Raw genomic sequence first — 18160 nt, 5'->3', positions numbered from 1 at the left:
TTACTTTTTGACGCCGAAGCAGTTTTCCAGGCCGGGGAAGGAGCCATCGCGCACGCCATTGGCGTACTGTTCGACCGCGCCGCGTATTACCGCGCCGACGTCGGCGAATTGCCGGGCGAATTTGGGTATGCGCGGGCCGCTCAGTCCCAGGATGTCTTCGGTGACCAGTATCTGGCCGTCGCAGTCGGGCGAGGCGCCTATGCCTATGGTTGGAATTTTCAGCGCTTCGGTGATGCGCCGCCCCAGGGCTTCGGCTACGCCTTCCAGGACGACGCCGAAGGCGCCGGCCTGTTCGTGCGCCCGCGCATCCTGCAAAATGCGCTCGGCCGACTCATCGTTCATGCCCTGCGCTTTGAAACCGCCCATGGTGTGCACATACTGCGGCATAAGGCCCACGTGCGCCAGCACCGGCACGCCGCGATCAACCAGGAAACGCGTCGTCTCGGCCATGACCGCGCCGCCCTCCATTTTGATGCCGTCGGCTCCGCTGATCGAAAGAATCCTGGCGGCGTTGGCGAAGGCCTGTGCCGGGGATTCCTGGTAGCTGCCGAAAGGCATGTCGACGATGACGCAAACCCGCTCTGTCGAGCGGACTACCGCTGCCGCATGCGCGGCCATTTGATCCACAGTGATCGACAGCGTATTGGGCAGGTTGTAGCCGACCATGGCGGTCGAGTCGCCAATGAGAATCATGTCGAGGTAATCGTCGAGCATACGCGCAAAGGGCGCCGTATAGGCGGTAAGCGCGGCGATTTTCTGCCGGCCTTTGCAGGCCATCAGCTGCGGCACGCTGATGCGTTTTATGTCGGTATGTACACTCACCATAGTCTCCTGAAATATCACTGGCCGAAAAGTCGCGGACCGGCCCCAATCCTGTTTGTAACATACGTATAATCAATGTATTGTTTTACGGAGATTCATCATGTCCAACACACAGAATATCGTCAAGTTTCACGACGGCAACAGCGCTCCGCAACTGGGCTTGGGAGTCTGGCAGATCAATACCGAGATTACCGCTTCCGTCGTGGACACCGCTATCAAGGAAGGCTATCGCCTGATCGATACCGCCGCCATCTACGGCAACGAGGCTGGAGTTGGCCAGGGTATTGCAAATTCGGGTGTAGCCCGTGATGAATTGTTCATTACCACCAAATTGTGGAACGAGCATCACGATTACGATAGCGCAATGTCGGCCTTCGACGAAAGCATGAAGCGGCTTGGCCTCGATTACGTCGATTTGTATCTGATTCACTGGCCTGTTCCTGAAACCAATTTGTATGTGAAAGCCTGGGAAGCCATGATTCAGCTGCACGACGAGGGCCGGATCAAATCGATCGGCGTATCGAATTTCAATATTGAACATCTGCAGCGCCTGCTTGATAAAACCGGTGTCTTGCCCGTCGTCAACCAGATTGAACTGCATCCGCGTTTTCAGCAAGCGGAATTGCGCGATTTCCATGCCGATCACGATATCGTTACCGAAGCCTGGAGCCCCCTGGGGCGCGGCGCATTGTGGGAAGACCCCACCCTGACCGGGATAGCCCTGAGGCACGGGCGTTCTGTGGCGCAAGTGATGATTCGCTGGCATATCCAACTGGGCAATATGGTCATCCCCAAATCCATTACCCCCAGCCGCATCCGGGAAAACTTCCACGTCTACGACTTCATGCTCGACGATGCGGACATGGCGGCCATTGCCGGGCTGGATAGCCCCGATGGGCGCAGCGGCCCCAATCCTGCGACGTTTCGTTCGATTAAATAGGCTGCGCCATGAACACCCCTCAGCGCCAAATCAGGATTCCCGCTCTTTATATGCGTGGAGGCACCAGCAAGGGCGTATTCTTTCTGCCTGAAGACTTGCCCGCCGATCCGGCCAGGCGCGATGCGGTGTTGCTGCGCATCATGGGTAGCCCCGACCCCTATGAAAAGCAGCTCGACGGCATGGGGGGCGCCACCTCCAGTACCAGCAAAATCGTCATTGTCAGCAAAAGCCGGCAGCCGGGTTGCGATGTGGATTACTTGTTTGGGCAGGTCAGCATCGACCGGGCGCTGGTGGACTGGAGCGGCAATTGCGGCAATCTGACTTCGGCCGTGGGCCCGTTCGCCATACATCGGGGCCTGATCGATGCGCCGCGCGATGGTGTGGCCGCTATCACCATCTGGCAGGCGAACATCCAGAAGAAAATTGTCGCGCATGTGCCGATGCGCGATGGCGAGGTGCAGGAACTGGGCGATTTCGAACTGGATGGCGTGACCTTTCCCGCAGCCGAGATTCGCCTGGAATTTCTCGATCCCGGCGCCGATGGCGGTGAAGACGATGCCGGAGGCGCCATGTTTCCAACCGGGAACCCAGTCGATGTGCTTTCGGTGCCCGGCGTGGGAGACGTGGAGGTCACTCTTATCAATGCCGGAAATCCGGCCGTGTTCATCGAAGCGGTAACGCTGGGCCTGAGCGGCGCCGAGCTGCCGGACGACATCAATAAAGATGCGGCGCTATTGGCCCGTTTCGAGGCCATTCGGGCTCACGGCGCCGTTGCGATGGGTCTGGCGGAAAGTGTGGAATACGCCAGCAGCAAACGGCAGCATACGCCCAAGATTGCGTTTTTCGGCAAGCCCGCCGCGTATGTGGCCAGTAGCGGCAAGCATGTCCAGGCGGAAGATATCGATGTGCTGGCTCGTATAGTGTCCATGGGCAAGGCACATCACGCCATGACAGGCACAGGCGCCGTGGCCATTGCCGCGGCCGCCGCCATCCCGGGCACGGTTGTCAGCAGGGTGCTGGGCGGCGTGAAAACCGGCGTGCGCTTTGGCCATCCGTCCGGCACGCTGGGCGTGGGGGCCGAGGCGCAGCAGAGCGCGGGCGGCTGGGTGGTTACCAAGGCCACCATGAGCCGCAGCGCCCGGCGTTTGATGGAAGGCAGTGTGTTGATTCCTGAGTTGTAGTGGTTTTATCCAAGGGGACTGGTGGGAGAGCAACTCATTAGCGGCGGCAACGGCTCAGGCGGGACGGGCTCACCTCGCCCAGTCCTGGCTGCGCCAGGACTGCCCGCGCCCAGAGTCCGGTTCGGGGCGGTCGCGAAACTTGCGGGGCGATCAGTCCCCCGGACTGATCGCAAGCGTCCCGCTTCAAACAGTCGCTCCCTTTTTCCCCCGCCCCGGGCTCTGATCGTGGTGGGCTCAATGTTCGCCCGTCCCGCCTGAGCCGTTGCCGCCGCGCCTAGAGAATTCGTACTCGGTCCTGGGTAGGTCACAAATCGCAGCCGCTCCATGCATCCCGGTTGTTGTCAAAAAGGCTTGCCAAAATCATTCATTAATTGCATAATTAAATCGATTAAATGTTAATAAAGCATATTTCAGCATGGAAATCCGCCAGCTCGAGGCCTTTGCCGCGGTATTGTCTACTGGCAGCGTCACGGCCGCGGGGCGTCTGCTGGATCGCTCGCAACCTGTCATCAGCCGGCAAGTGCAAGACCTGGAACAAGAACTGGGTTTTACCCTGTTCGAACGCACTCGCCCCTCTGTAACGCTCACGGAGCAAGGCCGGCAGTTCTACGAAGAAATGCAGCATGTGCTGGCCGGTTTGCAGCAGTTGGACGTGCGCTCCAGGGAAATCGCGCAAGGCCAGGCGCGCCCGCTCAAGATCGTGGCCACCTATGCCTTGTCGACAGGCTTGCTGCCGGGTGTCTTGGGTGAACTGAATGCGATGCATTCCAAGGGGCACCCCGGCTCCATTCTTAAAGACCAGAAAATCTACATTGACAGCCTTGCGCCCGAACGGGTCGCCAAGACCGTCGCCACAGGGCAGGCCACGCTGGGCTTGACCAGCCTGCCCATCGATCTGAAGCAATGCCGTTTGCACTGGTCGGGCGAAGCGCCGTGCGTGCTGGCCATGTCCAGTACACACGCCCTGGCGCAGGAAACCACCATTGCCCTTGCGCAACTGCGCGACACCCCCATCATTACCATGTCCAGCCGCAATCGCCTGCGCCATCGCTTGTCCACGGCGTTATTGCATGATCGCGGCACGCGTGCGCCGCGCCATATCGAAACCAATTCGACGCTCAATGCACTGGCGCTGGTGCGGGCAAACCTTGGCGTGGCGATCGTCGAACCGTTTACAGGTGTTGGAATGCCGCCGGATGGCGTTGTGTTCCGTCCCATCGATACCGCCATTCCATTTCAGATGGGCGCCATCACGCATCGCGAGCAGGCTCTGGCCGACGATGTACTGTGTCTGATCGATATGCTCAAGCGCTACGCGCAACAGCATATTCCAGGCTTCAAATTGAATAGCGAAAGCCGCAATCGCGCCTTGCTTAATTCGCTTTACGAATCTCCCGCCGTCGAGGATATCGCCATACTATGACCCTAGCAACAATACCCCGTTCGGGCCTGGGCCATCTTGAACAACGCCTGGCGCAAGACATGGCCTGGCTTGATTTGCCGGCCACCCCATGGGTGCCGCAGGCCGAGTTCAACGGCAGTGAAGCGCTGGATGTGGCGATTATCGGGGGCGGCATGGCGGGCCTGGCAGCGGCTGTATCGCTTAAAAACCTGGGTGTGCGGGTTCGGATTTTCGACGAGGCCAAAGAAGGTTTCGAAGGCCCCTGGGCGACCACGGCGCGCATGGAAACTTTGCGCTCGCCCAAGCAATTGACGGGTCCGGCGCTCGGCTTGCCGGCGCTGACCTTCCGGGCCTGGTTCGAGGCGCAGTTCGGCGCCGCGGCCTGGGAGGCGCTCGACAAGATACCCCGCCTGCAATGGATGGACTATCTGCGCTGGTACCGGCGCGTCATGGATGTGGACATACGCAATGAACATCAGGTCCGCAATATCGTGCCTCGCGCCGATCATGTCGAACTGCAAGTAATTGGGCCTGGCGGGCCGGAGCTTGTGTATGCCAGGCGTGTGGTGCTGGCCACGGGGCGGGCGGGCCTGGGGGGCGCCTATGTGCCGGATTTCATGCAGCCCATCGCCCGCGAGCGCTGGGCGCATTCCTCGGACGACATGGATTATGCGCAACTGCGCGGCCTGCGGGTAGGGGTGGTCGGTGCGGGGGCTTCGGCCATGGACAGTGCGGCGACTGCGCTGGAAAATGGCGCGGCACGCGTTGATCTGCTGATCCGCCGCACCGATATTCCGCGCGTCAATAAGGGCAAGGGCGCCGGCAATCCGGGATTTACCCACGGCTACCTGCAACTGCCCGATGAATGGAAATGGCGCATACGCCATTACATCAACCAGCAGCAGGTTCCGCCGCCGCGCGGCAGCACCTTGCGCGTATCGCGCCATGCCAATGCCTATTTCAACCTGGGATGCCCGGTTGAAGCGGTGCATGAACGCCCGGGGCATCTGGAAGTACAGACGCCCAGGAAAACGTTCGAGCTGGATTTCCTGATTCTTTCAACCGGCTTTCTGGTCGACTGGAGTGCTCGTTCCGAGTACGCCACGATCGCGCCGCATATTCGTGTCTGGAGCGATCGCTACCAGCCCGGCGAAGGTGCCGATGACCAGGAACTCGCGAATTCGCCCGATGTGGGACCCAGCTTTGAATTCCAGGCCAAGGAAGGAAGCAACCTGCCGGGTTTGTCGCGCGTGCATTGCTTTTGCTATCCGGCAACCTTGACTCATGGCCAGGTCTCGGGCGATATCCCCGCCATCAGCGACGGGGCGCAACGCCTGGCCAAAGGCATCGTCAGCTTGCTGTACCGTGAAAACATCGAACAGCATTACGCGGCCATGCAGGCGTTCAGCGAACCTGAAGTGTATGGCGACGAATGGGTCGATGCGGGCGCGAAATAAACTCGTGCGCCGGCTTGTTCGGTTTACGGTGCGCGAGCTTCTATTGAATACTTTCGATCTCACTTGAAGAAAGGATGGTTATGGTGACTACAGATGAATCCCCGGCAAGCGCCGATCTGATCGACCAGGCCGTCGGCCTGGCCGAAGGCGATGCCCTGCATGCCACGCGCCACGCGCGCGCCAAGGTGGCCGTGGCCACGCAAAAAAGTTATGAACTTTTTTTTAGTCCCGATCTGGGCGGCCTGTCGCTGCGGGATCGCCTGCTGGTGGCCTACTACGCTTGCGTGCTTTCCAGGGCCGATGCTCTGGCCGCGCATTACCGCCAGGCCCTGACAGAGCAGGGAGTCGCGGCTCCGCTGCTTGAGGCCGTGGGCGCAGGCCGCATCGATGATCTCGAATCGGCCAATCTATCGGCCATGCTGAAGTTCACGCAGAAGCTCATCGAAAAGCCGGTAGAGGGTGACGAAGCCGCCCTCAAGGCCTTGCGGGCCGCGGGGATCGCCACGCCCGATATCGTCACGCTGGCGCAACTGGTGGCCTTCCTGTCATACCAGCTTCGATTGACCGCTGGCCTGCGGGCCATGAAAGCTCTGGAGAAAAGCGCATGAGCAGCACTATAAAAAGCCACGGCTTCACCAACGAAACGCTGGGCTGGAAAGCCTGGCTGGACGTGGTCGATCTGGATCGCGCCACGCCTGCACAGATTGACGTGCTGGAAATGAGCCATCCCAAGGCCAAGGAGTCGGACTACTACCTGTTCCTGGCTCACCAGCCCGAGATCCTCAAACAGCGCTCCGAAGCCTACAACGCCATCATGTATGCGCCGGGCGGCCTGGCGCGCGCCGATCGCGAACTGGGCGCGCTGACCGTATCGCGCATCAATGGCTGCGTGTATTGCGCCTCGGTGCATGCTCAGCGTTTCGAACAATTGGCCAAGCGTAATGATTCCGTGCAGCAGGTCTTCGACGAGCCGCGCACGGCCGGGGCCAACGAGCGCGAGAAGGCGATTGCGCAATTTGCCATTTTGTTGACCGAAGCGCCGGAATCCGTAGGGGCAGACGCTATCCAGGCGCTGAAGAATGTCGGCCTGAACGAAGGCGAAATACTCGACCTGATCCATGCCGCGTCGATTTTCGGCTGGGCCAATCGGCTGATGTTGAATCTGGGCGAACCGGTATTCCCGGGGGATTGAATGGAAGGAGTCTCGGCGTCAATGCAAGGCGCCGGGATCGGATTTACTGGAGTTCGGGCTCGAAAACCTTATAACAACATATAGTGCAGTCTAAAATAAATAGGGTTCAATCTCTTTATAGTTTTCAATCACGATTTGTTGCGCTTCGGGCTTGACCTCTTGTTTGCGAGGATCAATATTGAAAGCCTGGAGGGTATAGGCCACCAGCGCAGCGCGGGTGTGCAGTTCTAGCAGCCCGTCTGTCATGGCGTAATCCTGAGCGATGATGTCTCGCTGCGCAGATGACAATCGTGAGTCAGGGCGTAGCCTGATGTCAATCTCGGTGTTCCATATCACATCATCTTCTTCCGGGTTGTCCGAGTCGCCGATGATTTCTGGTTCGCCACGGAATCTGCTTAGAACAAAGTCCCGATAGGTACGGTTCTTCTCGCAGTAGGCCCTTACATGCCAGCGCAATGGAGTGCAAACCAATGTGTGTGGCGCAATCACGCGCGATTCTGCAACAGGTGTGCTCAACGATATGTAGCCTATCTCGACACGTTTCTGTTCACGTGCGGCTTGAACCAAGGGGCGCAGAATGGCGGGTTTTATACTACGCATAGGTGCTTGCAGAATGTCGGTGTTAGTGAAACCGAGATCCAGTCTCTCAAAGGTGTGGCCGATGTCTTTGTTACGGCTCAATACATGCAAATACTCATCGGCAATGCCTGTAGTGACTCGTGGCGAAAAATGTGCGGCTGGCTTGTAGCCTTTGAGGTGCCGATCGTATTCAAGGTTGCCTGGTGCAATCTCCTTCAGATAACTGTTTATGTCCTTGGATGCTTGTTGTCGGCCTATGCCCAGGCTGTTGCACAAGTGATTGGTTGTCAGGCGTCCCTCCCATTGCGCGATGATTTCGATCAGACGGTAGCGCAGCAACAAATCCCAGCGCAAAGGCCAGGGGGCGTTTTGTTTTTTCATGGAAAACCTGTGTGAAAATTCGACATATATATGTATACAGTATAGATATGTCGCTCGTGAATACATATGATATATCCAATGCACCGATGATGTGCCGAGGAGGGTGGGGCCGTGTCTCGTCTCGGCAGGCCATAATATGCTTTAAAACAGGATGCCCATGACACAAACAATTTCCGTCCTTACCGCAGCCTTGCTGGCCTTGTTGGGCCTGCTGCTGGGGTTTGCCATCGCGGCGCTGCAATGGCGGCGCCGACTGGCGGCCGAGCACGAGCAATTGCTGTTAAGCCAGGCCAGCTCCGCGCAGCGCGACGAACTTCTGGCCGCGCAACGTGCCGAACTGGATCAGGCCAGGAATTTGTATGCGGAGCTCAGCGCCGAGAAAAACCAGATCGAGCAGCAGCTTGCACGCTTGGGGTCCGATGCGGAAAGCCTGCGCGAACGCCTGACGGAAGCCAGGGAAAGCCTGACGGCAAAAGAACAGCTGGCGCACACCGCCAGCGAACGTCTGGCCGCCGTCGACAAGGAACTGACCGAACTGCGCGTTACACACACCGAGAAACTCGCCAGCTTCGAGGAAATAAAGCAGTCGTTCGAGCAGTCCAGGCAACAGCTTAAAACCGAATTCCAGAACCTGGCCAACCAGATCCTGGAAGAAAAAGGCAAAACCTTCGCTGAAAACAGCCAGCACTCGCTCGATGTGTTGCTCAAGCCCTTTCGTGAACAGATCAGCGGCTTTCAGCAGCGGGTCAACCAGGTGCACGATGAAGCGGTCAAAGGTAATGCATCGCTGGGCGCCCAGATCAGGCATGTGCTGGATATCGGCGTCAAGATGAGTGCGGAAGCCAGCACCCTGGCCAAGGCATTGAAAGGCGACAAGAAAACCACCGGCAACTGGGGCGAGATCCAGCTCGAAAACGCCTTGCAGCAGGCCGGCCTGATCGAGGGCGAACATTACGAAGCCCAGCCGCGTTTCAAAGACGAACAGGGCCAGGCGCGCCAGCCCGACTTCGTCGTCAAGCTGCCCGATCAAAAACACATGGTGCTGGACAGCAAGGTATCGCTGGTCGACTACGACCGCGCCATCTCGGCCGAAACGGAAGTCGAAATGCAGGCGGCCCTGGATGCGCACGTCAAGGCCGTCAGGAACCATATCGACGACCTAAGCGGCAAAGACTACAGCAACTTGATCGGCATGCGCAGCCCCAGCTTTGTGCTGATGTTCATGCCCATCGAGCCCGCCTACATCGAAGCCATGAAGCACAACAAGGACTTATTCAATTACGGCTACCAGAGAAACGTGATCATGGTTTCGCACACCACGCTCATGCCCATACTTAAAACGGTGGCCAACCTGTGGATGGTGGCGCGCAGCAATGAACAGGCCCAGGAACTCAGCGGCCGCGCCGGCGACATCTACAACCAGGTCGTGATCGTTGCCGAGCGCTTGAAAAGGCTGGGGGATACTTTGGGTACCGCGAGCAGGCACTACAACGATACTGTCACCGCCGTGGCCGGCCAGCAGGGCTTGTATGGCAAAACGTCAAGATTCAATGAGTTATCGACCAAGGCAAATAAGACCATGCCAAGCCTGGAGCCCATGCATAGGGATTTTGAGGTGGAGAAACTAGGGCTGGTGGTGGGGGATGGGAGCGTTGAGAAGGATGGTGAACAGCCGGAAGGACTTAGTACTAAATCGATGTAATCGTCAGTGATTAAATAAAACTGTATAAGAATCTACTGAGGGAAAATCCGTGCTTGAGCAAGGTCTGCATTACAACTATTGGGGTAAGGCCAAACCATCCGGCGAAGGTCTGGCACCGTTTCATTTATTGCCGTTTCATTGTTTGGATGTAGCGGCGGTGGGAGCAGTATGGTGGAAACAAAGTGCTTCGTTGCGGCGTCAGCTTGCAAGCCAAGTGCAGCTTGCGCCAGAGTCTCCGGTATTAAGGGCATGGGTGCTCTTTTTTATTGCTCTGCATGATCTAGGTAAATTGGATATACGGTTTCAGATGAAGGCGCCCGGCGCACTGCATTGTCTCCAGAAAATGAATGATCCAGATGATTTGCCTCGTGCAACTGATTCGAAAAAATATTTTCATGGAGAGGCTGGTTATAACTGGTTTTTAAAAGAGGGGTATCTTTATCTAGGTTTAGAAAAAACCTCAGAGTATGACGATTTGCGTGATGCGTGGCGACCGTGGCTTGGTGCAGTCGCTGGTCATCATGGCAATATCGTTAGGCAAGACAGTGGCATGCATCTGCCGGATGCTGAGAATTGGCTAGTTGAGCAAGATCGCTTTGCACGAAAGGCCTGGGTGGAAGCATTGGGGACATTGTTTCTACTGCCCGCAGGCTTGTCTCTGCACGAACTGCCTCCCGCGTTAAGCAGCGAGGATATGCCTTATTTGGCGGGTTTTTGTGCAGTGTGTGATTGGTTGGGTTCCAACGAAACATGGTTTCCATACACAAGCGACAAGAGTGTAGAGCTTAAAGATTATTTTGATGAACGTTGCCGCCATACAGAAGAGAAAAACCTGATCGAACAGTGTGGTTTGGTGCATCAAGTTGCGCCTTATGGCGGCATTGCCCCGCTCCTAAACACGAATGAATCACCTCGTCAGCTTCAAACCGTAGTTAACATGCTGCCGCTGCAAACAGGCCTCACATTAATAGAGGCCCCTACCGGCTCGGGGAAAACGGAAACTGCTCTTGCTTACGCCTGGAAGTTACTCGATGCGGGCCTCGCGGACAGCATTGTTTTTGCCCTCCCTACACAAGCTACAGCCAATGCCATGTGGGACAGGCTCAAGCAATTTTCTAATGTCCTGTTTGGTGTAAATACCAATCTGGTGCTCGCGCACGGTCGAGCAAATTGGCATGCTGGCCATACACAACTCAAACAAGCGGCATCCCAGCTTAGTGTCCAGGGCGAAAATGATATTCGAGTGCAATGTGGAGAGTGGATAGCTGAAAGCCGCAAGCGGGTTTTCCTCGGGCAGATCGGTGTTTGTACTGTTGATCAGGTGTTGCTGTCAGTATTGCCGGTACGCCATAAATTTGTGCGTGGATTTGGCGTGATGAAGTCAGTATTGATTGTCGATGAAGTCCACGCCTATGACCATTATATGTATGGTTTACTGCATAGCGTGTTGAGCCAGCAACGTCGGGCAGGTGGGAGTGTGCTTTTGCTATCAGCAACGCTTCCCGCTGGTCACCGCAATCAATTGGCTGTGGCTTGGGGTAGTGCAAGCACTTTCCCCGCCGATGTGCCTTACCCGTTGTTGACGCATATCGCCACTAATGGAGCAATTACTTCAGTACAAATAATCGAGCCCACGCAATTTCCCCCTGACCGAGTGGTTGCGATCGAATGTATCCAGCAGCCCAATCTTTGGCCAAACGATGATTTGCTTGAGCGCGTTATCCGCGCCGCAGAAGCAGGTGCCCGCGTTGTTGTCATTTGTAATTTGGTGGACAATGCCCAGCAATTGGCCCGGCACCTTAATCAGAAAGCCACTGTGCCAGTTGATTTGTTCCATGCACGATATCGTTTCGCAGACCGACAAGCGAAGGAGGAAATGGTACTTGCACAATATGGGCGATACGCTGACCGTAGATGTGGACGCATTCTGGTCGCCACGCAAGTAGTGGAACAAAGTCTGGATTTGGATTTTGATTGGCTTATTACGCAGCTATGCCCGGTAGATTTGTTGTTCCAGCGTTTAGGGCGGCTGCATCGTCATCAACGTGATAACCGCCCTGTGGGATTTGAACAGCCAACTTGCACTGTGTTGATTGCGCCGGATGAAAATTACGGGTTGCACAAACTTATCTACGGTAATACCCGGGTACTTTGGCGTACACAGAAATTGCTCGAAGCACACTCGTTAATTCATTTTCCAACAGCATATCGGGATTGGATAGAACGGGTGTATGAACGTTATGACTGGCACGATGAGCCTGAGTCCATTTCCTTGGAGTATGAAACGTTCCACGTTGTACAGAAGGCCAAACAAGATCAAGCGAAAATGCTCTCCAACGACACCATGAACCCGTTTTCCGATAGTAACGACAATGTGCGTGCATTAACACGTGACGGCGAAATGTCTCTCTCCGTTGTCTTGCTTGATACCGATGGCAAGCTGCTCTACGATCACCGTCCTTTGCCCAGGCCGGATGACTGGGATCGAGCCGAAAATCTTTCTCTAGGTTCAATTAGCGTGCCGAATAGCTGGCAAGGAAAGCTAAAGAGTGTGCCGATGGATGAGCAAGGGAATTTTCTATTGACAATGACTCGACACGATAATCAAAGCTGGACGAGCCAAGTGAATGGTGTGACATTACGTTATAGCCAAATAGTTGGATTAGAGAAAATAGAAAGTGAGGGAACATGAATTTATATCGTGATGCATGGATTCCAGTGTGTGACATCGATGCAAAGTTTCAGTTAATCAGCCTAAAGCAGCTGCTTTGTCAGAATGGTGCTTGGCAAATTTCCATATCCCGCGATGACATGGAGTTGGCTTGTTTGCAATTACTGGTTTCGTTGGTTCAAGTAGCCTTTACACCAGATGATGAAAAAGAATGGCGACACAAAATACACGCATTGCTGGATGAATCTACTTTTAATGCGGGTGTTACGCCTTTGCTGGGTTGGTTCGATTTGGATCATCCGGTACATCCTTTTATGCAAATGCGTGGCGTCAAGTCGGCCGAGGCTACACCGATCCAAAAGCTGCTGGTTGGCCTGCCCGAAGGGAATAACCACACTTTCTTTAATGCGCCCGGCGAAGTTAGCCACTTGGGTGAGCCAATGGCAGCGATTGCCCTTTTTAATCAGGCATCCAATACTCCCAGCTTCGGTGGGGGGTTTAAAGGCGGATTGCGTGGTACGCCAGTGACTACGTTGATAGCCGGTGATGACTTGCGGCAGATCATATGGCGCAATGTGTTACATGCAGATATGCTGCTACGAGCCATACCTTGGTATGCAGCCACTAAAAACCAGCCACCTAGTTGGGTCGAGCGGATTAAATCAGGTGACAAGATACAAATCAATCAAATTGGACTGTTACGCGGTCTGTTTTGGCAGCCTAACTTAGTTGAGCTAATTCCGGCGAACACGGAGCGAAGCTGCGATGTATTGCAGGGTGAAGTACATCGTGGGTATAGCGGATTCAACAAAGAGAAATTTGTTTTTGAAGTCAGCCAATTATGGCCACATCCGCATAGTCCACGTGAATTTGAAGTCAAAAAAGAAGGGCGAATAGAGCGATTCTTAGGCTTTACTACAACCGCACCAGCATGGACGCGGTGCAACCATTTTTTATTTGACCAATTGGGAACTAGCCAAGCGAAGGAAGGGAGCAACGCGGCGGCTGTCGTAACGCAGTGGCGAGAATCTGGAACAGGTAATCTGTATTTGATTGTCGGTGGTTATCGTAATAAGCAAGCCTCTATTTTGCAACGCCGCCATGAGTCACTGAGCATTGGTGAGGGTTGGCAGAATGAAAAAGGTCAGCAGGCCATTGAGTGGGCGATCAGGCAAGCGCTAGCTGTCAAAAAGCTCTTGCGCGGGAGATTATACGGTGTCGTGAAGGGCAATCGGGACAAAGGCCTAAAAGCGCTGGGCGCTGATATTCATGAATTGGGCGAAATATTTTTCTACCAACGAACGGAAAACTTGATTCTAACTTGGTTAAAGGAAATGACGCGTACGGAAAGAAGAGAGGAAAAAGCGCAGTTCATAGTGGACCTTAGCCAAATCTGCCGGAAGATATTTGAAGAAGTCACCGATCCCTATTGCCAAAACCTCGCTTTGATTCGTACCGTGGCATTAGCCAAGCGAGGCCTGAATTTTGATTTGGAAAAATTGAAGGAATCCACAGCACGATGAATATCGCTCAATCTTCTTCAAAGAAATTACTGCCCGATTTTGTGGCTCTTTATCAACGCTATAAAACACTGAGTGTGCATGGCGATTTTCGCTCGCAACTCGGTAAACGGATTGGGGCGCCGGACGAACTGCGTGATCGACCCGCCTTTTATCGCCTATTTCCAGGTGAGTCGCCACCTGCGTGGGGCGAAAAAATAGCGTTTTTCATGCCTTTTTGCAGCCATCAGGCAGGTGCCTCTTCGTTAGGGCAGAAACTCGCGGAGGCCAAGATCTCAGAAGCGCGCCTTTTACAAGTGATCCGTGCCGATTATCCGAATGATCTGATTCAGTTACGTCGCCTGGTGCAGCTCGTTGAGCCATCTGTCGACTGGTTCGCGCTGGGCAAAACTCTATATTTCTGGAACGCGAAAGCCAAACGCGATTTACTGGAAGACTTTTTCATCCACCAACCAATGAAGACAAACAAATAACGGAGTACATCTGTATGAACAAAAATTTTGTCAATTTTCACGTTCTCATTTCGCATAGCCCGTCTTGCTTGAATCGCGATGATATGAATATGCAAAAAACGGCAACTTTCGGGGGTGCACGGCGTGTTCGAATTTCCAGCCAAAGCCTGAAGAGGTCATTCCGTACTAGCGATTATTACTGGCAGCATTTGGGTGGACGTTCTATTCGGACGCGGGAATTGGGACGTTTGTCAGCAGCGCTCATTGATGCACTGGTTGGAAAATATCCGGACAACATTGTTCAAAAAACCTTAGGATTGATATCTGGCAAAGAAGGGTTTTCTGTAGATACCAAGGCGGATGCTGTTGCGCCTTGGTCGGCGGCCGAATTTGCCAAGCTGTGCGATCTGGTGCAACAGGCTGAAATCGATGGTTTAGATACTAAAAAATTAGAGAAAAAAATTGCTGATGAATCAATTTCCCTCAAACAGGCAATGGCGGAGAACGTTGATATCGCTCTTTCTGGCCGTATGGCCACTAGTGGTTTGATGAGCAGTATCGACGGTGCATTAGCCGTCGCGCATTCCATTACCACCCATGCTTCAGAAACCGATATTGACTGGTTTACTGCCGTCGATGATTTGATAAGCGACGCTGGCGAGGTGGGTGCAGGGCATTTGGACACGCAAGAATTTTCCTCTGGCGTGTTTTATCGCTACGCTAGCCTGAATTTGAAACAATTACAGGTGAATTTGGGCTTGTTGGCCAATATGAAAGTAGCCGAAACAGAAGATTCACGCAGCCGTGCGCTAGACATCGCAGCACATGGGTTGCATTTATTGGCAACAGTAGTGCCGGATGCAAAGCAACAGTCCTTCGCCGCGCACAATATGGCTGACTTTGCACTTGTGAGCCTTGCTGATCAACCGATTTCTTTGGCCAACGCTTTTGAAAAACCAGTGACTGGCAAAGGGGGGCTATTGCAACCATCCATTGATGCTATGGTCGATTACTGGCATCGTATTCATAGTGGATATGGATTGAATGAGCAGCCAGGCGCATTCTCCTTGTCTGTGCAGGAAAGTGTAGGAGGTTTGCATATTCATCCTACCTTACCGGATTTGGAAAAGTGGTTGCGTGCTGGTGGCCAAAGCTAAAGGGCCGCCATGCATTCATTTCTCATCTTAAAGCTGGACGGCGTGATGCAGGCGTGGGGTGACCACACTTACGAGGATTATCGCCCAACGGTAAATTTTCCCACACGCTCTGGTTTACTTGGATTGCTTGCTGCCTGCATGGGAATTGAGCGGTCGGATGTCGGAGGAATGGCCGAGCTGGATAGGAGCCTTTACTTCAGTGTTCGTGCTGATTCAGAGAAAGTGGATAAGTTGACGGACTTTCATACAGTGATGAAAGCACGCAAAGTCGACATTCGAAAATCAGGCGAATACCCAATCGTATCGCGTCGTGAATATCTATGTGACGCTAAGTTCACCGTGGCGATTGAATTGAGCGAACATGCTTGCGTCACCTTTGACGTTATTGAGATTGCCTTGCAGCAGCCGATTTATACGCCCGTGCTTGGTCGTCGATCTTGCCCGATTTCGCGTCCGTTACTAGCTCATAAAGTGGAAGCAACAGACGCACTGGCTGCGCTGGCGCAGATTGAGCCTAATCTTAGAATGGTCTATACCGACTCACCCGCGTTGCGTAATGATAGACAGATTCGGCTGCGTGACGTACCGCGCCATGTACGTGTGCGTCAATTTTCAACCCGCTTGGTGTCTGTCTATCCTAAAGGGATCTCTCATGTATCTGAGTAAAGTGCAGCTTGGCTGGGGTGCGGCGCGTAACCCTTATGAATGGCACCGAGCATTATGGCAACTGTTTCCTGATCGTCCTGACGATGCGCGAGATTTTTTATTTCGCATTGAAAATCTGCAGCTAGGAAAGGGGGCGATGTTACTGATGCAGTCGGCAGCACGCCCATTGGAGTCCGTTGCGTATACCTCTTTAATTTTGCCTGCCAAAACACTTGATTTAAGCCAGTTGTTTGTAGGCCAGGCATTGCGATTCCGACTGACGGCCAATGTCATAAAAACTATTCGCGACCATAAAAATCCTGAAAAAAAGGTGCGTGTGCCCTTGGTGCGGGAAGATGAGCAGCAAGCATGGCTAGCGCGCAAATTGGGAGATGCGGCAATGCTTGATGAAGTTGTGCTGAGAAAGAATGCTCCATTGTTTTTTCACCGTCAAGGTAACGCCGGAAAATTGGTGACGGTGACGTTTGATGGTGTATTGCTAGTTACTAACCTAGAGGCCTTCCGCAACTTGGTTTTCAACGGCATCGGCGCAGCAAAAAGCTTTGGTTGTGGCTTGCTTACTTTGGCCAGGGCATAACTTATGCTGCCGCCCCTGAAACCTATCCCTATCAAAGAACGTCTATCTGTTCTTTTCGTTGAAAAGTGTCAGCTCGATGTTTTGGATGGCGCGTTTGTAGCGGTTGATATGCATGGTGTGCGTATGCATATTCCGATTGGTGGAGTTGCCTGTTTGATGTTGGAGCCCGGAGTACGGGTATCGCATGCGGCTTGCGCCCTTGCTGCTCGAGTAGGAACTTTGCTTGTGTGGGTTGGAGAGGGTGGTGTTCGAGTGTACTCATCCGGGCAACCTGGTGGAGCGAGAGCAGATCGTTTGTTGTATCAGGCAAAATTGGCGCTGGATGATGATGCTCGTTTGAAAGTAGTGCGTGCGATGTACAAACTTCGTTTTGGTGAAGAATCGCCGCAGCGACGCAGCGTAGAACAACTACGCGGCATTGAAGGCGCAAGAGTGCGAGCGTTATATCAACAGCTCGCTCAGCAATATGGAGTCAACTGGAGGGCCCGGAATTATGACCGGCAGGATTGGGATGCGGCAGATATTCCGAATCGTTGTTTGTCCGCCGCGACTTCGTGTTTGTATGGAGTAACTGAAGCTGCGATTCTTGCTGCGGGCTATGCGCCTGCAGTTGGCTTCATACATAGCGGAAAGCCTCTGTCATTTGTGTATGACATTGCCGATTTATATAAATTTGACACGGTTGTGCCGATCGCCTTTAGTACGGCGGCCAAACCCTGCCACAATATCGAGCGGGAAGTTCGGATTCGTTGCCGTGATGCTTTTAGGCAAAGCAAATTGCTGGAACGGATTATCCCGGATATTGAAGCGTTGCTTTCAGAAGGTGGGTTGAAGCCTCCGGAACCGTCGGAAGAATCGATCCCACCTGCCATTCCTAACGCTGAAGGTATTGGTGATGCTGGTCATCGTTCTTGAAAATGCGCCGCCACGCTTGCGTGGGCGCCTTGCCATCTGGTTGCTGGAGGTGCGTGCTGGTGTGTATGTTGGCAATTATTCGCGCCGCTTGCGCGAGCATATATGGGCTCAGGTTGAGCAAGGCATCGAAGACGGCAACGCCGTCTTGGCTTGGCGCGCCAATAATGAGGCTGGATTCGATTTTCTGACATTGGGAGAAAATCGGAGAATACCTATAGAAATGGATGGTGCAAAGCTGGTTTCGTTCTTGCCTGTGATTGACTGTAACGGTGAATAGCTGGGCGCCTGGAATCCTTTGTTCTTTAAAAATATAAATTGATATAAAAATTCGGTAGAAAATTTGGGGTTAATATAAACATTAATAATCAATGATTTACATTTGGTGTGTTCCCCACGCGAGTGGGGATGAACCGATGCATGACAAAAAAGGGGCCCTCGATAGTATGTGTTCCCCACGCGAGTGGGGATGAACCGCCGTCCGCGCCGAGCCTATGAGTGCCCTCTACGTGTTCCCCACGCGAGTGGGGATGAACCGGGTTTGTCCTT

The 18160-nt window shown here is 54.0% G+C and carries 17 protein-coding genes and 1 CRISPR repeat array (1 of these 18 running past the window's edge); of the genes, 15 read left to right on the top strand and 2 right to left on the bottom strand.

The window, feature by feature from the left end; all coding sequences use genetic code 11:
- Window positions 1–822 (bottom strand): 3-methyl-2-oxobutanoate hydroxymethyltransferase, encoded by an 822-nt coding sequence (gene panB / locus ACYVIS_RS03530; RefSeq protein ID WP_232744682.1) that lies wholly within the window; start codon window positions 820–822, stop codon window positions 1–3.
- A gap of 100 nt (window positions 823–922) precedes the next feature.
- Here panB and ACYVIS_RS03525 point away from each other — a divergent pair, with 100 nt between their 5' ends.
- The 6 genes from ACYVIS_RS03525 to ACYVIS_RS03500 all read left to right on the top strand — a co-directional run bounded on the left by ACYVIS_RS03525 (window position 923) and on the right by ACYVIS_RS03500 (window position 6994).
- Complete coding sequence (locus ACYVIS_RS03525) at window positions 923–1762, top strand: aldo/keto reductase (RefSeq protein WP_232741331.1); 840 nt, start codon at window positions 923–925, stop codon at window positions 1760–1762.
- Between the two features lie 8 nt (window positions 1763–1770).
- The gene (prpF, locus tag ACYVIS_RS03520) at window positions 1771–2943 is read left to right on the top strand and encodes a 2-methylaconitate cis-trans isomerase PrpF (protein ID WP_460873287.1); all 1173 of its coding nucleotides are present in this window, start codon (window positions 1771–1773) and stop codon (window positions 2941–2943) included.
- A 415-nt stretch (window positions 2944–3358) separates the two neighbouring features.
- Entirely contained in the window at window positions 3359–4366 is a 1008-nt protein-coding gene (locus ACYVIS_RS03515) for a LysR family transcriptional regulator (protein WP_460873286.1), read from the top strand.
- The gene (locus tag ACYVIS_RS03510) at window positions 4363–5802 is read left to right on the top strand and encodes an NAD(P)-binding domain-containing protein (RefSeq protein ID WP_460873285.1); all 1440 of its coding nucleotides are present in this window, start codon (window positions 4363–4365) and stop codon (window positions 5800–5802) included. The genes ACYVIS_RS03515 and ACYVIS_RS03510 overlap by 4 nt, the downstream gene beginning before the upstream one ends.
- 80 nt (window positions 5803–5882) lie before the next feature.
- Window positions 5883–6410 carry a CMD domain-containing protein gene (locus ACYVIS_RS03505; protein WP_460873284.1) on the top strand — a complete coding sequence of 176 codons (528 nt, stop codon included), beginning with the start codon at window positions 5883–5885 and terminating at the stop codon, window positions 6408–6410.
- On the top strand, window positions 6407–6994 hold the full coding sequence (locus ACYVIS_RS03500) for a peroxidase-related enzyme (protein WP_232741326.1): 588 nt from the start codon (window positions 6407–6409) through the stop codon (window positions 6992–6994). Before ACYVIS_RS03505 ends, ACYVIS_RS03500 begins: the two co-directional genes overlap by 4 nt.
- Window positions 6995–7084: 90 nt before the next feature.
- Here the strand turns inward: ACYVIS_RS03500 and ACYVIS_RS03495 are convergent, their stop codons facing one another.
- Entirely contained in the window at window positions 7085–7954 is an 870-nt protein-coding gene (locus tag ACYVIS_RS03495; RefSeq protein ID WP_460873283.1) for a WYL domain-containing protein, read from the bottom strand.
- A gap of 157 nt (window positions 7955–8111) precedes the next feature.
- On the opposite strand from ACYVIS_RS03495, the gene ACYVIS_RS03490 reads away from it, so the two are divergent.
- From ACYVIS_RS03490 to cas2e, 9 genes are read left to right on the top strand one after another with little or no spacing between them, the layout of a single operon-like run.
- The gene (locus tag ACYVIS_RS03490) at window positions 8112–9656 is read left to right on the top strand and encodes a DNA recombination protein RmuC (RefSeq protein WP_460873282.1); all 1545 of its coding nucleotides are present in this window, start codon (window positions 8112–8114) and stop codon (window positions 9654–9656) included.
- 49 nt (window positions 9657–9705) lie between these two features.
- Entirely contained in the window at window positions 9706–12348 is a 2643-nt protein-coding gene (cas3, locus tag ACYVIS_RS03485) for a CRISPR-associated helicase/endonuclease Cas3 (protein ID WP_460873281.1), read from the top strand.
- A complete protein-coding gene (gene casA / locus ACYVIS_RS03480) occupies window positions 12345–13850 on the top strand; it encodes a type I-E CRISPR-associated protein Cse1/CasA (protein ID WP_460873280.1) in 1506 nt (501 codons plus the stop codon). Before cas3 ends, casA begins: the two co-directional genes overlap by 4 nt.
- Window positions 13847–14320: a type I-E CRISPR-associated protein Cse2/CasB gene (gene casB, locus ACYVIS_RS03475; RefSeq protein WP_460873279.1), complete on the top strand. Its 474-nt coding sequence runs from the start codon at window positions 13847–13849 to the stop codon at window positions 14318–14320. The genes casA and casB overlap by 4 nt, the downstream gene beginning before the upstream one ends.
- A 14-nt stretch (window positions 14321–14334) precedes the next feature.
- Window positions 14335–15456 carry a type I-E CRISPR-associated protein Cas7/Cse4/CasC gene (cas7e, locus tag ACYVIS_RS03470; RefSeq protein ID WP_460873278.1) on the top strand — a complete coding sequence of 374 codons (1122 nt, stop codon included), beginning with the start codon at window positions 14335–14337 and terminating at the stop codon, window positions 15454–15456.
- 9 nt (window positions 15457–15465) lie between these two features.
- Window positions 15466–16122, top strand: a complete 657-nt coding sequence (gene cas5e, locus ACYVIS_RS03465) for a type I-E CRISPR-associated protein Cas5/CasD (protein WP_460873277.1) — start codon at window positions 15466–15468, stop codon at window positions 16120–16122.
- On the top strand, window positions 16109–16699 hold the full coding sequence (cas6e, locus tag ACYVIS_RS03460) for a type I-E CRISPR-associated protein Cas6/Cse3/CasE (protein WP_460873276.1): 591 nt from the start codon (window positions 16109–16111) through the stop codon (window positions 16697–16699). Before cas5e ends, cas6e begins: the two co-directional genes overlap by 14 nt.
- A gap of 3 nt (window positions 16700–16702) precedes the next feature.
- Window positions 16703–17614, top strand: a complete 912-nt coding sequence (cas1e, locus tag ACYVIS_RS03455) for a type I-E CRISPR-associated endonuclease Cas1e (protein ID WP_460873275.1) — start codon at window positions 16703–16705, stop codon at window positions 17612–17614.
- A complete protein-coding gene (gene cas2e, locus ACYVIS_RS03450; protein ID WP_460873274.1) occupies window positions 17595–17891 on the top strand; it encodes a type I-E CRISPR-associated endoribonuclease Cas2e in 297 nt (98 codons plus the stop codon). The genes cas1e and cas2e overlap by 20 nt, the downstream gene beginning before the upstream one ends.
- Before the next feature lie 107 nt (window positions 17892–17998).
- Window positions 17999–18160: a CRISPR direct-repeat array (repeat unit 29 nt; unit sequence GTGTTCCCCACGCGAGTGGGGATGAACCG) (it continues 3714 nt past the right edge of the window).

It is taken from the genome of Paralcaligenes ginsengisoli (assembly GCF_054781135.1).
This window is presented reverse-complemented; position numbering and strand designations above follow the sequence as displayed.

Excerpts from the sequence above, each read along its gene's own strand:
- cas7e (WP_460873278.1), top strand. The coding sequence starts at position 14,335 with ATGAACAAAAATTTTGTCAATTTTCACGTTCTCATTTCGCATAGCCCG.
- ACYVIS_RS03500 (WP_232741326.1), top strand. The coding sequence starts at position 6,407 with ATGAGCAGCACTATAAAAAGCCACGGCTTCACCAACGAAACGCTGGGC.
- cas5e (WP_460873277.1), top strand. The coding sequence starts at position 15,466 with ATGCATTCATTTCTCATCTTAAAGCTGGACGGCGTGATGCAGGCGTGG.
- cas1e (WP_460873275.1), top strand. The coding sequence starts at position 16,703 with ATGCTGCCGCCCCTGAAACCTATCCCTATCAAAGAACGTCTATCTGTT.
- ACYVIS_RS03510 (WP_460873285.1), top strand. The coding sequence starts at position 4,363 with ATGACCCTAGCAACAATACCCCGTTCGGGCCTGGGCCATCTTGAACAA.
- cas2e (WP_460873274.1), top strand. The coding sequence starts at position 17,595 with ATGCTGGTCATCGTTCTTGAAAATGCGCCGCCACGCTTGCGTGGGCGC.
- ACYVIS_RS03505 (WP_460873284.1), top strand. The coding sequence starts at position 5,883 with ATGGTGACTACAGATGAATCCCCGGCAAGCGCCGATCTGATCGACCAG.
- ACYVIS_RS03525 (WP_232741331.1), top strand. The coding sequence starts at position 923 with ATGTCCAACACACAGAATATCGTCAAGTTTCACGACGGCAACAGCGCT.
- ACYVIS_RS03490 (WP_460873282.1), top strand. The coding sequence starts at position 8,112 with ATGACACAAACAATTTCCGTCCTTACCGCAGCCTTGCTGGCCTTGTTG.
- ACYVIS_RS03515 (WP_460873286.1), top strand. The coding sequence starts at position 3,359 with ATGGAAATCCGCCAGCTCGAGGCCTTTGCCGCGGTATTGTCTACTGGC.
- ACYVIS_RS03495 (WP_460873283.1), bottom strand. The coding sequence starts at position 7,954 with ATGAAAAAACAAAACGCCCCCTGGCCTTTGCGCTGGGATTTGTTGCTG.
- casA (WP_460873280.1), top strand. The coding sequence starts at position 12,345 with ATGAATTTATATCGTGATGCATGGATTCCAGTGTGTGACATCGATGCA.
- casB (WP_460873279.1), top strand. The coding sequence starts at position 13,847 with ATGAATATCGCTCAATCTTCTTCAAAGAAATTACTGCCCGATTTTGTG.
- cas6e (WP_460873276.1), top strand. The coding sequence starts at position 16,109 with ATGTATCTGAGTAAAGTGCAGCTTGGCTGGGGTGCGGCGCGTAACCCT.
- prpF (WP_460873287.1), top strand. The coding sequence starts at position 1,771 with ATGAACACCCCTCAGCGCCAAATCAGGATTCCCGCTCTTTATATGCGT.